General features: G+C 65.1%; 12 protein-coding genes. 4 read left to right on the top strand and 8 right to left on the bottom strand.

Annotation, left to right across the window (positions count from 1 at the left end; translation table 11 throughout):
* Nucleotides 1–74 precede the first annotated feature (74 nt).
* Entirely contained in the window at nt 75–440 is a 366-nt protein-coding gene (locus NLM25_RS31955; protein WP_254139670.1) for a hypothetical protein, read from the bottom strand.
* A 293-nt stretch (nt 441–733) separates the two neighbouring features.
* Here NLM25_RS31955 and bamA point away from each other — a divergent pair, with 293 nt between their 5' ends.
* Nucleotides 734–3241, top strand: coding sequence for an outer membrane protein assembly factor BamA (gene bamA / locus NLM25_RS31950; protein WP_254139669.1), 2508 nt, complete (start codon nt 734–736; stop codon nt 3239–3241).
* On the opposite strand, the gene NLM25_RS31945 is transcribed toward bamA, so the two are convergent.
* From NLM25_RS31945 to NLM25_RS31920, 6 genes are all read right to left on the bottom strand, one after another.
* On the bottom strand, nt 3238–4470 hold the full coding sequence (locus NLM25_RS31945; protein WP_254139668.1) for a Zn-dependent hydrolase: 1233 nt from the start codon (nt 4468–4470) through the stop codon (nt 3238–3240). The two genes, bamA and NLM25_RS31945, sit on opposite strands and share 4 nt — an antisense overlap.
* On the bottom strand, nt 4463–5248 hold the full coding sequence (locus NLM25_RS31940) for an ABC transporter ATP-binding protein (protein WP_254139667.1): 786 nt from the start codon (nt 5246–5248) through the stop codon (nt 4463–4465). Before NLM25_RS31940 ends, NLM25_RS31945 begins: the two co-directional genes overlap by 8 nt.
* On the bottom strand, nt 5245–6018 hold the full coding sequence (locus tag NLM25_RS31935; RefSeq protein WP_254141305.1) for an ABC transporter permease: 774 nt from the start codon (nt 6016–6018) through the stop codon (nt 5245–5247). The genes NLM25_RS31940 and NLM25_RS31935 overlap by 4 nt, the downstream gene beginning before the upstream one ends.
* Nucleotides 6019–6090: 72 nt before the next feature.
* Nucleotides 6091–7035 (bottom strand): ABC transporter substrate-binding protein, encoded by a 945-nt coding sequence (locus NLM25_RS31930; protein WP_254139666.1) that lies wholly within the window; start codon nt 7033–7035, stop codon nt 6091–6093.
* Between the two features lie 106 nt (nt 7036–7141).
* Nucleotides 7142–7870, bottom strand: a complete 729-nt coding sequence (gene hutC, locus NLM25_RS31925; protein WP_254121658.1) for a histidine utilization repressor — start codon at nt 7868–7870, stop codon at nt 7142–7144.
* Nucleotides 7867–9225, bottom strand: a complete 1359-nt coding sequence (locus NLM25_RS31920) for a formimidoylglutamate deiminase (RefSeq protein WP_254139665.1) — start codon at nt 9223–9225, stop codon at nt 7867–7869. Before NLM25_RS31920 ends, hutC begins: the two co-directional genes overlap by 4 nt.
* Before the next feature lie 85 nt (nt 9226–9310).
* Between NLM25_RS31920 and hutI the strand changes: the two genes are divergently transcribed.
* Genes hutI through hutU form a run of 3 tightly spaced genes read left to right on the top strand, consistent with a single transcriptional unit; the run spans nt 9311 to nt 13780 of the window.
* Nucleotides 9311–10525 carry an imidazolonepropionase gene (hutI, locus tag NLM25_RS31915; protein ID WP_254139664.1) on the top strand — a complete coding sequence of 405 codons (1215 nt, stop codon included), beginning with the start codon at nt 9311–9313 and terminating at the stop codon, nt 10523–10525.
* Entirely contained in the window at nt 10522–12081 is a 1560-nt protein-coding gene (gene hutH / locus NLM25_RS31910) for a histidine ammonia-lyase (RefSeq protein WP_254139663.1), read from the top strand. Before hutI ends, hutH begins: the two co-directional genes overlap by 4 nt.
* Before the next feature lie 28 nt (nt 12082–12109).
* Nucleotides 12110–13780: a urocanate hydratase gene (gene hutU, locus NLM25_RS31905; protein ID WP_254139662.1), complete on the top strand. Its 1671-nt coding sequence runs from the start codon at nt 12110–12112 to the stop codon at nt 13778–13780.
* Here hutU and NLM25_RS31900 read toward each other — a convergent pair whose 3' ends face one another.
* Nucleotides 13781–14401, bottom strand: a complete 621-nt coding sequence (locus tag NLM25_RS31900) for a TetR/AcrR family transcriptional regulator (protein WP_254139661.1) — start codon at nt 14399–14401, stop codon at nt 13781–13783.
* Nucleotides 14402–14650: the final 249 nt, after the last annotated feature.

Here is a 14650-nt window from a genome sequence, read left to right as displayed (position 1 = left end):
CACCCCTCTTGCTGACGGCATGTCTCGGACGCAGCGCTATGCGCTGCAGAACCGGGACACGAGAGAGAGTCCGCTTACCACGAAATCGGAATTCGCTGCGCAAATCCGCCCAGATCCGAGTCGGGGCTCAGCGGCTGACGATCGAGCGGCCGGTTGTTATTCCCACGCGCGAACGAAGTGCCGGGCGGCAAGGCGTAGTCGGTGAATTTTCGCTCGCCCGGCAGCACCTCGGTGCCTCCATCCAGCCAGGACCGTTTGCTCACATAGATACGGGTGCGCGGACCGGACTGGTAGGAACGGTTGGGGCCCTGCGCGCCGTATTCATACACCGCGCTCTCTGTCGTCTGTTGTCGGTCGTGCTTGCCTGCCGTCGCGGCATGAGCCGAGAGGGGTGAGGCAAGGAGGGCAAGCAGCACCGTTCTCATGACGATCGCGTTCATCGGCAAATTCCCATGCGAGTTTCTGATGCCGTCGCCTCTCGCACCGGCTCGTGTGCCTGTAAAGAAGCCCGACGTTGCGCGATGTTGCTGAACGCCTGCGTGGAAAGCCGCGTATGCGGTAGCTGCAATGTCCCTCGGTCGCGGCCGACGGCGCGCGCTCGTTCTGGCCGCGATGGTCACATCGCTGATCAGTCAATCAAATTCAACGACCGGAAACAGTACAGCAATCTTAAAGCCACACCGCGGCCACAGCCGTCTCGTTTCAGAGCAGGTGGGTGTTCTTGAGGTGTGGAATGTCGTTTTTGCGGACCTGGCTGATCGTCGTGGCGATGAGCGGCGTATCGATTGCAAGCTCGCTTGCCCTGTTGCCGCAACCGGCGGCCGCGCAAACGGCAGAGGTCATCGTCGTCGAAGGCAACCGCCGCGTCGAGGCCGAGACGGTCCGCTCCTACTTCCGGCCCGGCTCCGGTGGGCGCCTCGACCAACCGGCGATCGACGAGGGGCTCAAGGCCCTGATCGCGACGGGCCTGTTTCAAGACGTGAAGATCAGCCACAACGGCGGCCGCATCCTGGTGTCGGTGGTGGAAAACGCCGTGATCGGGCGCATCGCCTTCGAGGGCAACAAGAAGATCAAGGACGAGCAACTCTCGGCCGAAATCCAGTCCAAGCCGCGCGGCACCTTCTCACGGGCACTGGTCCAGTCGGACACGCTGCGCATCGCCGAAATTTATCGGCGCTCCGGCCGCTACGACGTGCGCGTCACGCCCGAAATCATCGAACAGCCGAGCAACCGCGTCGATCTCATCTTCACGGTCGAGGAAGGCGCCAAGACCGGCGTCAAGTCGGTCGAGTTCATCGGCAATGGCGCCTTCTCGGCCTCACGCCTGCGCGACGTGATCAAGACGCACGAGAGCAATTTGCTCAGCTTCCTCGGCAACAACGACATCTATGATCCCGATCGCGTCGAATCCGACCGCGACCTGATCCGCCGCTTCTATCTCAAGAATGGCTTTGCCGACGTCCAGGTCGTGGCCGCGCTCACCGAATACGATCCGGACAAGAAGGGCTTTCTGGTCACCTTCAAGATCGAGGAGGGGCAGCAATACCGCGTCGGCGCGGTCGACTTTCGCTCCAGCATTGCCAATTTCGACGCGGCCTCGCTGCGCGGCTTCTCGCGCGTCAATGCCGGCTCGCTCTACAACGTCGAAGCGGTCGAGAAATCGGTCGAGGAGATGCAGGTCGAGGCGTCGCGTCGCGGCTATGCCTTCGCCGTTGTCCGGCCGGGCGGCGACCGCAATTTCGAAGCGCATACGGTGTCTGTCGTGTTCAACGTCGACGAGGGCCCGCGCACCTATATCGAGCGCATCAACCTTCGCGGCAACACGCGCACGCGCGACTACGTGATCCGGCGTGAATTCGACCTGTCCGAGGGCGATGCGTACAACCGGGCGCTGGTCGACCGCGCCGAGCGGCGCTTGAAGAACCTCGACTATTTCAAGAGCGTCAAGATCGTCACCGAGCCCGGCTCGTCGAGCGATCGCGTGATCCTGATCGTCGACATGGAAGAGAAATCGACCGGCGACTTCTCGATCTCGGGCGGTTACTCCACGACCGACGGCGCGCTTGCCGAAGTCTCGATCTCCGAGCGCAATCTGCTCGGCAAAGGGCTCTTCGCCAAGGCGTCGGTCAGCTACGGCCAGTATGCGCGCGGCATCTCGCTGTCGTTCGTCGAGCCCTATCTGCTCGACTACCGGATGGCGCTCGGATTCGACACCTACTGGCGCCAGCAATTGTCGAACAGCTATACGAGCTACGGCGTGACGACGCTGGGCTTCTCGCCGCGCATCGGGCTCGCATTGCGCGAGGATCTCTCGCTCCAGCTCCGCTATTCGCTCTATCAGCAGAGCATCACGCTCGCCAGCGCCTACAACAATTGCAACAACAACGCGTCGAACACCTCGCTCGCCTTCAATCCGACGCCGGCCTACATCCAGAACGTGCTGGGCGGTGTGGACCCGACCAATTCCACGAGCTCGGGCGTCTATGGCTATGGCTGCTACGGCGACGGCGAGTCGAGCCTGCCGGTTCGCAAGGAACTGGCGAACGGCGCGAGCTGGACCTCGGCGCTCGGCTACACGCTGAACTACAACACGCTCGACAACACCAAGAATCCGACGGACGGGTTGCTGGTCGACTTCCGCCAGGATTTCGCCGGTGTCGGTGGCGATGTCACCTATCTGAAGACCGCGCTGGACACCAAATACTACACGCCGCTCGTCTCCGAGATCGTCAGCGTGATCCACCTCCAGGGCGGTCTGCTCAGCAAGCTCGGCAACCAGGATCTGCGCATGCTGGATCACTTCCAGATGGGCCCGAACCTCGTGCGCGGCTTTGCCTCCAACGGAATCGGTCCGCGCGACATCACGTATTGGAGCCTGGGCGCGAGCGGCGATGCGCTCGGCGGCACGAAATATTGGGGCGCGTCGATGGAATTGCAGATGCCGTTCTGGTTCCTGCCCAAGGAGGTCGGGCTGAAGGGCGCGATCTACGCCGATGCCGGCTCGCTCTGGGGGTACCAGGGGCCGACGTCGTGGACGGCCACCGGTGAGGTCAACACCAAGGCCTGCCCGACCTGCGGACTGCAATATGACGACGGCAACACGGTGCGCTCGTCGGTCGGCGTCGGCCTGATCTGGGCATCGCCGTTCGGCCCGCTGCGCTTCGACTATGCCGTGCCGATCACGAAGGGCAAGTACGACATCGTGCAGGAGTTCAGGTTCGGCGGCGGGACGTCGTTCTAACCACCGAGGATTCGCCGGCAGGCATCGACGAACACCTGCGCGCCCGTCACGATGTCGGCATCGGCGGTGTTCTCGGTCCAGTGATGACTGATCCCGCCGATCGACGGTACGAACAGCATACCCGCGGGCATGACGGTCGCGAGCATCTGCGCGTCGTGGCCGGCGCCGCTCGGCATGCGGATGGACCGTCCTTCGGCAAGGGCCTTGCTGGCGGCGTCGATGGCGTCCTGAATGCCCGCGTTCATCATGGCGGGTGCGCCGGTGCGGATCTTCTCCACGTTGACGGTGCACGGGCCCTTCGCGCTGGCCTCGTCCGCCATGGTCCGCAGCAGTTGCTCCAGCCGCGCGATGACGGCAGGATTGTCGTCGCGGATCTGGAACAGCATTTCGGCGCCGCCGGGAATGATGCTCGGTGCGCCGGGATCGAGGGTGATGCGGCCGGTGGTCCAGACCGTGCGTGGACCGCACGCGTCCGGAAAGCGCTCGTCGATCGCCACGCAGAATTTGGCCAGCGCGAGCCCTGCATCCTTGCGCACCGCCATGCGCGTGGTGCCGGCGTGATTCTGCTCGCCGGTGAAATTGATGCGGTACTGCCAGATGCCGACGATGGAGGTCACGACGCCGACCGCAAGGCGGCCGCTCTCTAGCGTGTCGCCCTGCTCGATATGCGCTTCCAGATATCCGACGTGCCGTCGCGGCTCGACGGCGACGCGCGTGCGCCCCGCGAGCCCCATGTCGCCGAGTGCGTCCCGCATCGTACGTCCGCTGGTGCGGTCGCGCGCGGCATCGATTTCGGCCTCGGTCACCTGCCCGACATAGGAGCGCGAGCCGAGGAAGCTTCCGAAATGACCTTCCTCATCACACCATGCGGCGACCTCGACCGCGCCCTTGAGCGCGGGATCGGCATTGAGCACGCGGGCTGCTTCGAGCGCATAGACGACACCGAGCGGGCCATCGAGCCAGCCGGCGTAGTTCTGGCTTTCCAGATGCGAGCCCGCCAAGAGCTTCGGTCCAGGCTTCGCGCTGGTGCCGAACACGTTGCCGATGCCGTCAATCGTGGCCGAAAGGCCGGCCTCGGGCAGCTTTTGCACCAGCCAGTCCAGCGAAAGCCTGTGCGGCTCGGAGAAGGTCGGCTTATGTACGCCGGTCTTGTAGGCGCCGATGGCGCGGAGCGCGTTGAGATCGGCGAGAACGCGTTTCCCGTCAGCGTGCGGCTTGGTGTCAGGCATGTTCGGCAACCTTCAACGCCTCGGTGCGAATCTCCTCGACCAGCCGTTCCTTCAACTGGACAAATTCGGGCGTGGTCTTGATCTTGTAGGAGCGCGGATGGGGCAGGTCCACATTGATCTCGGCCTTGATGCGGCCGGGTCTCGCGCTCATGACGATGACGCGGCTGCCAAGGAAAATCGCCTCCTCGATGTCGTGGGTGACGAACAGCACGGTCTTCTGGTCGCGCTCCCAGATCCCGAGCAGCATCTCCTGCATCAGGGCGCGGGTCTGGTTGTCCAGCGCGCCGAAGGGCTCGTCGAGCAGCAGGATCTTGGGATCATTGGCGAGCGCGCGAGCAATCGCGGTGCGCTGCTGCATGCCGCCGGAGAGTTGCTTCGGCCAGTGATTCTCGAAGCCGGTGAGGCCAACCTGGCGGATCAAGGCGTCGGCGATCTTGTGTCGCTCCGCCTCCGACACGCCGCGCTCGCGCAGGCCGAACGCGATGTTCTCGCGCACGGTCAGCCATGGAAACAGCGTGTAGGACTGAAACACCATGCCGCGATCGGCACCCGGGCCGGTGACCTCGCGGCCGTCGAGCGTGACGCGCCCGCTGGTCGGACGGTCGAGGCCGGCGACGATGCGCAGCAGCGTAGACTTGCCGCAGCCGGAGGGGCCGAGGATGGTGACGAAGTCGTTGTTGCCGATGACGAGATCGGTCGGCTCCAGCGCGCTGGTCGGCGCATTGCCGTGGCGCGCGGGGAAGGTTCGCGAGACCTGCTCGATCTTCAGCGTGGTCATGCGAGCCTCCACGGAAACAGCCAGGCGTTGAACGCCTTGAACATGAAGTCCGAGAGGAGGCCGATCAGCCCGATCACGATGATGCCGAAGATGATCTGGCCGGTGTTGAGCAGCGCCTGGCTGTCGGTGATCATGTGGCCGATGCCCGAGGACGAGCCGATCAGCTCGGCGACGATGACGTAGGTCCAGGCCCAGCCGAGCACCAGCCGCAGGATCTCCGCGATCTCGGGCGCGGAGGAAGGCAGCAGCACGCGGCGGATGATGCCGCGGTCGCTGGCCCCCAGCGTATAGGCTGCTTCGACCAGGTCCCGCCGGGTCGCGCCGACGGTCACGGCGACCATCAGGATGACCTGGAATACCGACCCGATGAAGATGACGAGCAGCTTCTGCAATTCGCCGATGCCGGCCCACAGGATCAGCAGCGGAATGAAGGCGGAAGCGGGCAGATAGCGCGCAAAGGATACGAACGGTTCGAGGAAGGCTTCGACCGGCTTGTAGGCGCCCATGAGAACGCCGAGCGGCACCGCGATGATCGCGGCGAGCGCAAAGCCGCCAACGACGCGCCAGATCGTCATGCCGATATCGAACACGAAGCCTTGCTTGACGAGGAGGTCATAGCCTTCCTGCACCATGGTCAGCGGGTTGGCGAGGAAGGTTTTGGACACATAGCCGCCAAACGTCGCCCACGACCAGAGGGCAACGAACACCACGAAGAACGCAAGGCCATAAGCCACGCGCTGCTTCGATGTCACGGGATCTAGGGGACGCATCAACGATCTATCCGGGCGGTGAACAGATTTGCCGGCCCCGTCGGGAGACGGGGCCGGCAGCTCCGAGAAGGTTTACTTGATGTAGCTGGCGTCGAAGAGGTCCTCGACCTTCGGCGCGGCCTTGATGATGCCGATCTCGAGCAGGAGCTCGGCGGCCTCCTTGTTGAAGGTCAGGAAATCGCCGGCAAAGAACTTCTGGTTCGCGGCCTTGTCCTGCCAGCGCAGATACTTCGCCGAGTTGCCGAACTGCTCGCCGGTCTGCTTCACGTCGGCGCCCATGATCTCGTAGGCCTTGGCCTGGTCCTTGGCGATCATGTCGAGCGCCTCGAAATAGCTGTCGGCGAGCGCCTTGGCGGCCTTCGGGTTCTCGGTGAGGAACTTCGGTGTGCAGCCGAAGGTGTCCATGACCATGGGATAGTCGAGCGTGGTTGCGATGATCTTGCCCTTGTCGGGTGCGGCACGAACCGTCGAAAGATACGGCTCATAGGTCATCGCGGCATCGTTCTGGCCGGAAACGAAAGCCTGCGCAGCCGCGGCGGGCTCGAGGTTGACGACGGTGACGTCCTTCACCGACAGACCGTTCTTCTTGAGCATCCACGCCAGCGCGAAATAGGGCGAGGTGCCGGGCGCGGAAGCCGCGACGGTCTTGCCCTTCAGATCCTTGATCGCGGCGAGATCGTTGCGTACCGCCATGCCGTCGGCGCCAAAGCTCTTGTCGAGCTGGAAGATCTGCTTGGTCGCAACGCCGTTGGCGTTCCAGGAGATCCAGGTCTCGACCGTCGTTGCGGCGCACTGGACGTCGCCGGAGGCGATCGCGAGGTGGCGGTCCTTCTGCGGAATCTTCTTGATGGTGACGTCGAGGCCGTTCTTCTTGAAGATGCCCGCCTCCTTCGCCAGCGTCAGCGGCGCGAAGCCGGTCCATCCGGAGATGCCGATGCCGACCTTAACGTCGTCGGCGAGCACCGGAGTGGAGGCCGTAAGCGCAATGATTGCCGCAAAAATTGTCGAACTACGCATGATTGTCGTCCTCTTGCCGATCGATGGATTGACGTCCTGTTGATCTCTGTCGGTCCCTATGGACCGTTGCCCGAAGCGTTGCACGATCTGTGCCGACATCGTTCTCTCAGCCTCCTTTGAATCGGGCGACAAGGCGGTGAGAGTCACCGGGATAGAGCAGGCGCACGGCGGTGATCGTGCGCGCACTGCGCCAGGTATAGCGGTCGATCACGAGGCAGGGCGCGCCGACGGCGATGTCGAGCGCTTCCGCCGTGCGATCGTCCGCAACAATGGCGCTGATCGTATGCTCGGCCTCTGTCCATGGGACATGATGAAGCAGCCACGAGCCGGGCGGCTCCCGCGAGAAATCCGCGGTCGCCGCATCCGGCACGGACGCAAGATCGATCAGCCTGTCCTCGACGGCAAACGGCACCTTGTCGGCGCTGTGGCGGCAGGTGATCGCGACCACCTTGCCGGCCTTCTTGACGCCGAGACGCTCGCGGTCGGCCGCGGTCGCCGCGCGCAGCTTGCGACCGATCAGCTCGTAGCCATAGCCGCGGCCAAGCGCGGTGATCTCGGCGCGAATGTCTGCGATCTTCAGCACGGCCGACAGATGCTGTGGCCGGCGTACGAAGGAGCCGGCGCGCCGCCGCCGCTCGATCAGGTCGGCCTGCGCCAGCTCCGAGAGCGCCTTGTTCACGGTCATGCGCGAGCAGCCGTAACGCGCGACCAGTTCGTGCTCGAACGGGATGCGATGCCCGGGCGGCCATTCGCCGGTCAGGATGCGCTTCTCGATGTCGGCGCGGATGCGCTTGTAGAGGGTCGGCTGATCCGGTGTATCAGTGGCGAGACTCATGCAACGAGCCTCCGGATCGCCGCGTTGAAATGTCCGCGCGCGGTCTGTCGCAGTCTGTGTCGTCCGCTCTCGACGACCTTGTGGCCGCCAGCCCAGACGCAATCGATCGCGCCGCTGCCTGCCGCAAAGATCCAGCCGTCGATGGCGACGTCGCCCTGACGTCCAGCCAGCGACGGATGTGCCGTGTCGAGCGTGACGATGTCGGCGCGTGCGCCGGGTGCGAGGCCAACCGCCGCCTGGGCCAGTGCGCGCGAGCCGCCCGCGAGCGCATGATCGAACAGGGTGCGTCCGGTCGAGCGGCCCGCGCCGCCGGAGAGCACGTTACGCTGGCGGTGTTTCAGCCGCTGGCCGTATTCGAGCTGGCGCAGCTCGTCGGCAACGCCGACCAGCACGTTGGAATCGGTGCCCACACCGAACGCGCCGCCGGCATCGACGAACTCGCGCGCCGGAAAGATGCCATCGCCGAGGCTTGCTTCCGTGATGGGGCAGAGGCCCGCTACCGCACCGGTCTTCGCGAATGCCGTGACTTCCTCATCCGTCGTATGGGTCGTGTGGATGAGGCACCAGCGCTGGTCGAGCGGCGCGTGTTCCAGCAGCCATTGCACCGGACGCCGGCCCGACCATGCGAGGCAATCTTCGACTTCCTTCACTTGCTCGGCGGCGTGAATATGCACCGGCCCGCCATCGGCGAGCGGAATGATCGCCGCGAGCTCGTCCGGCGTCACCGCACGCAGGCTGTGCGGCGCGATGCCGATATTGGCGCCCGGTAATGCCGCGATCGCCTTGCGCGACGCAGCCATCAGCGCGGCGAACTGATCGACCGAGCAGATGAAGCGGCGCTGACCGTCATGCGGCGCCGCGCCGCCGAAGGAGCCATGCGCATAAAAACTCGGCAGCAGCGTCAGGCCAATGCTTGAAGCTTCGGCAGCCTGTGCGATGCGCGCGGCCATTTCGCCGAGATCGGCATAGTGCGAACCGTCGCGGTCGTGATGCAGATAGTGGAATTCGCCGACGCGGGTAAAACCCTGCTCCAGCATCTCGACATAAAGCAGTGTCGCGACGGCGGTAACGTCTTCCGGCGACATGGACAGCGCGAAGCGATACATCGTCTCGCGCCAGGTCCAGAACGTGTCGGTGCTATCACCGCGCAGTTCCGCAAGTCCTGCCATGCCGCGCTGAAAGGCGTGGCTGTGCAGGCTCGCCAATCCCGGAAGCGCGATACCGTGGCGTTCGTCGCCGGCGGCCGGCGCCACGTTCGGCGTCACCTCCGCGATCGCGCCGGCGGTGATCACCACCTGCACGTCATTGGCCCAGCCCGAGGGCAGGAGGGCGGAGGCGAAATGCAGTCGGGACATGATGACACGCCGGCTGGACAGAACCGTCCCACGATTATATGTCTAGACATATAAGTCAAGCATCCCAGCGCGAAGGGACCACCGCATGGCAGAGCGCTTCGACCGGATCTGGCACAATGCCCGGCTCGCCACGTTGCGGGCGGACCGTCCCGATCTCGGCGAGATCGAGCATGGCGTGATCGCCGCGCGCGGCGGCCACATTGTCTATGCAGGCGCGGCGGCGGATTTTCCCGCTGATGCGGACGCGATCAAGCGCATCGATTGCGAGGGGCGCTGGATCACGCCAGGTCTCGTCGATTGCCACACGCATCTCGTCTATGGCGGGAACCGCGCTCACGAATTCGAGCTGCGCCTGAAGGGCGCGAGCTATGAGGAGATCGCACGCGCCGGCGGCGGTATCGTCTCGACGGTGGCGGCGACCCGCAAGGCGAGCGAAGCCGAGCTCGTCGCGAGCGCGTTGCCGCGGCTCGATGCGCTGATCGGCGAGGGCGCCACCACGATCGAGATCAAGTCCGGCTATGGCCTCGACGCCGAGACCGAGATGCGCCAGCTCTCCGCCGCGCGCAGTCTCGGCCGCCAGCGGCCGGTTGCGATCCGCACATCGTTTCTCGGCGCGCACGCGCTGCCGGTCGAAGCCGACGGTGACAAGGATCGCTACATCGATCTCGTCTGCAAGGGGATGCTGCCCACGGCCGCGAAGGCCGGCCTCGCCGATGCCGTCGATGCGTTCATGGAAGGCATCGCGTTCTCAGCTGAGCAGACCGCGCGCGTGTTCGAGACGGCGAGGGGGCTTGGGCTGCCGGTCAAGCTCCACGCCGACCAGTTGTCGAACCTTGGTGGTGCGGCGCTCGCGGCAAAATTTTCTGCGCTCTCGGCCGATCATCTCGAGCATACCGACGAAGCTGGAGCCGCCGCGATGGCGAAGGCGGGTACTGTGGCCGTGCTGTTGCCCGGCGCGTTCTACTTCATCCGCGAGACGCAGAAGCCGCCGGTCGAGACGTTCCGCCAGCACGGCGTTCACATGGCGCTTGCGACCGATTGCAATCCCGGCAGCTCGCCTCTGACGTCGCTCCTGCTCACGATGAACATGGGCGCGACGCTGTTCCGGATGAATGTGGCCGAATGCCTTGCCGGTGTCACCCGCGAAGGTGCGCGAGCGCTCGGCATGCTGGACGAAACCGGCACGCTGGAGGCCGGCAAATGGTGTGATCTCGCGATCTGGGATATCGAACGTCCCGCAGAGCTCGTCTACCGCATCGGCTTCAATCCGCTGCACCGCCGGGTGTGGAGGGGACAGTGATGGCGCAGGGCGCAGCGATCGTCGTCAAGCCGGGGACAGTCGGGCTCGACGATCTCGCGCGCGTGCTCGCCGGACGATCCGTCGTGCTCGATCCATCGTTCTGGCCGCGCGTCGAGGCGGCCGCGGAGATCGTTGCGAAGGCCGCCCGGGCCGACGCCCCTGTCTACGGCATCAATACAGGCTTCGGAAAGCTGGCCTCCAAGCGCATTCCGCCTGATCAGACCGCATTGCTCCAGCGCAATCTCATCGTGTCGCATTGCTGTGGTGTTGGGCCGGGAACGCCAGAGCCAATCGTCCGCCTGATGATGGCGCTGAAGATCATCTCGCTCGGGCGTGGCGCCTCCGGCGTGCGTCGCGCGGTCATCGAGCAGCTGCAGGCCATGCTGGCGCGGGGCATCTCACCGCTGGTGCCGCAGCAGGGTTCGGTCGGCGCCTCTGGCGATCTTGCGCCGCTCGCGCACATGACAGCGGTGATGATCGGCGAGGGGCAGGCGATCGTCGATGGCAAGACTGTCTCCGGCGGCGAGGCGCTGGCCGCGGCCGGCCTTGCGCCGCTGACGCTCGGCCCAAAGGAAGGTCTCGCGCTGATCAACGGAACGCAGTTCTCGACGGCCTATGCCATCTCCGGCGTGCTGCGTGCCTTTGGCCTGGCGCGCGCTGCGCTGGTGACCGGAGCACTGTCGGTCGATGCCGCGATGGCCTCGACCGCGCCGTTCCGGCCTGAAATCCAGGCGCTGCGCGGTCATGCCGGCCAGATCGCGGCGGCCGCGACGCTGACCGCGCTGCTCGATGGCAGCGACATCCGCCTGTCGCATCTCGACGGCGACGAGCGCGTGCAGGATCCCTATTGCCTGCGTTGCCAGCCGCAGGTCGCGGGCGCTGCGCTCGATCTGATCACGCAGGCCGCTCGGACCCTGATGGTCGAAGCCAATGCCGTCACCGACAATCCGCTCGTGCTGGTCGAGACCGGCGAGATCGTCTCCGGCGGTAATTTCCACGCCGAGCCGGTGGCCTTTGCGGCGGACGCCATTGCGCTGGCGCTGTCGGAGATCGGCGCGATCAGCGAGCGGCGCATCGCGACGCTGGTCGATCCCGCGCTGAATTTCGGCCTGCCGCCGTTCCTGACGCCTGACCCCGGCATCAATTCCGGCTTCATGATCGCCGAGGTCACGGCCGCCGCGCTCTACGCCGAGAATAAGCAGCGCGCGCTCGCCTGCTCGATCGACTCGACCCCGACCAGCGCTAACCAGGAAGATCATGTCTCGATGGCCGCGCACGCCGCACGGCGTCTGTCGGACATGGCCGACAACCTTGCTGCCATCCTCGGCATCGAGCTTCTGGTCGCCGCGCAAGGCATCACCCTGCGCGCGCCGCATACGACCAGCGCGCCACTCGTTGCCGTCATCGCCGCCCTTCGCGAACAGGTGCCCGCGCTCGGCGCCGACCGCTACATGGCCGGCGACCTCGCCAAGGCCGCCGCGCTGATCGAAGCCGATGCGTTGCCGGCCGCCGCGATCGCTACGCTTGCCGCTGATCCATTTCCGAGACTCGACTGAACAAGATTTGCCCGAAGAGGTGCTCCGCATGAACCGCCGACTGGACAATGACCGCACCATCCGCGCCCCCCGCGGCAGCGACATCAGCGCCAAGAGCTGGCTGACGGAGGCGCCGCTGCGCATGCTGATGAACAATCTCGATCCTGACGTGGCAGAACGCCCGAGCGAGCTCGTCGTCTATGGCGGCATCGGCCGCGCCGCGCGCGACTGGGAAAGCTTTGACCGCATCACGGCGGCCTTGCGCAAGCTCGAAGCCGACCAGACTTTGCTGGTCCAGTCCGGCAAGCCGGTCGGCGTCTTCCGTACCCATGCCGACGCGCCGCGTGTCCTGATCGCGAACTCCAACATCGTGCCGCACTGGGCGACGCTCGATCATTTCAACGAGCTCGATCGCCAGGGCCTGATGATGTACGGCCAGATGACGGCGGGCTCCTGGATCTATATCGGCAGCCAGGGCATCGTGCAGGGCACCTACGAGACCTTTGTCGAGGTCGGCCGGCGTCATTACGGCGGCAGCCTTGCCGGCAAATGGATACTCACCGCAGGTCTCGGCGGCATGGGCGGCGCGCAGCCACTGGCCGCGACCATGGCCGGCGCCTCGATGCTGGCGGTCGAATGTCAGCCGAGCCGCATCGAGATGCGGCTGCGCACCGGCTATCTCGATCGCCAGGCCGCAACGCTCGACGAAGCGCTGGCGATCATGGCAGAGGCCGCGATGACGAGGAAGGCGGTCTCGGTCGGCCTGCTCGGCAATGCCGCCGAGATCTTTCCGGAACTGGTGCGCCGCGGCGTCAAGCCCGACATCGTCACCGACCAGACCAGCGCGCATGATCCGATCAACGGCTATTTGCCGAAGGGCTGGACGCTTGCCGATTGGGAAGCCAAGCGCGCCTCCGATCCGAAGGCGGTCGAGCGGGCCTCGAAAACCTCGATGGTCGAGCACGTCCAGGCCATGCTGGATTTCCATGCGCAGGGCATTCCGACGCTCGACTACGGCAACAATATCCGCCAGATGGCGCAGGACATGGGCCTGAAGAACGCGTTCGATTTCCCCGGCTTCGTGCCCGCCTATATCCGTCCGTTGTTTTGCCGCGGCGTCGGTCCATTCCGCTGGGCCGCGCTGTCGGGCGATCCCGAAGACATCTTCAAGACCGACGCCAAGGTCAAGGAGCTGATGCCTGACGACAAGCATCTGCACAATTGGCTCGACATGGCGAAGGAGCGCATCAAGTTTCAGGGCCTGCCGGCGCGGATCTGCTGGGTCGGCCTCGGCGATCGCCATCGCCTGGGCCTTGCCTTCAACGAGATGGTGGCGCGCGGCGAACTGAAAGCACCAATCGTGATCGGCCGCGACCATCTCGACAGCGGCTCGGTGGCAAGCCCCAATCGCGAGACCGAGGCGATGAAGGACGGATCAGACGCAGTGTCGGACTGGCCGTTGCTCAACGCGCTGCTCAATTGCGCCAGCGGCGCGACCTGGGTCTCGCTGCATCACGGCGGCGGCGTCGGCATCGGCTATTCGCAGCATGCCGGCATGGTGATCGTCGCCGACGGCACGCCGGAAGCGGCCAAGCGGATCGAGCGCGTGCTCTGGAACGATCCCGCCAGCGGCGTCATGCGCCATGCCGACGCAGGCTACGAGACCGCGATCGACTGCGCGCGGGACAAGGGGCTCGATCTGCCGAGCCTGGCAAAGTAGCTAGCCGCTGAGCAGCAGCTTTGGCATCGTTATCTTCGCGCCGTCCATGAAAGTCTGAACGGCGTCGCGGACGATCGCGTCGAGATCGGGCGGGATCGGCGTCTCGTAGATGAATTTGCGGATGGCGAGATAGAAGATGCGGCCGTGCAGGCCCCAGAACAGCTCGGTCTCGCGCGCGCCGAGCGGATGGGCCTTCGCATCGGGCAGCTCCAGATCGTGGCGCAGCTCGGCCGCCGCAGGCTCGATGATCTCGCGCCTGACGATGTCGAGATAGCGGCCGGTGATGCCGAACGACTTCATGCCGGAGAAGACGAAGATCCGCACCCAATTGTACTCGAACACGCGCTCGACATAGTCGAGGTAGAAGCGCGTCAGCCGCGCCTCCAGCGGCAGCGAGCGGTCGCGGATCATCGGACCCCAGTCGGGCGACCAGCGGCTGAGATAGACCTCCTGGTAAACGCGCTCGATCAGCGCTTCCTTGCTGGGGAAGTGGCGATAGATCGCCGAATGCGTGATGCCCATCCGCCTGGCGAGCTCGCGGGTCTGGCCCTCGAAGCCGCGCTCGGCAAAGAAGCGGATCGCCTCGTCCACAATCGCGCGTTCGCGATCGGCCGCACGCATGTTGCGGCGCTTTGGCGCGGACTTGCCGCCAGTCTCGGTCCGGCGTCGGACCGGTCGCTTCGCCGTTTTCTGCGCTTTTCGGGCCATTTCGTCGCTGAATCGCACGTCTCACAGCCTTCATAGCCCAAGGCGCATTTGTGACCAAATGGTCATTTCCTGTTGACCGGCTATCTGGGTCGTGTCAGGATTTTGAGACCAGATGGTTACAAATCTGGCATCCCGGCTGATGAGCCGACGGATCTCGAGGAA

The organism is Bradyrhizobium sp. CCGB01 (genome assembly GCF_024199795.1).
GTDB lineage: Bacteria > Pseudomonadota > Alphaproteobacteria > Rhizobiales > Xanthobacteraceae > Bradyrhizobium.
The sequence above is the reverse complement of the archived record's forward strand: the minus strand, read 5'-3'. Positions and strand labels throughout refer to the sequence as shown.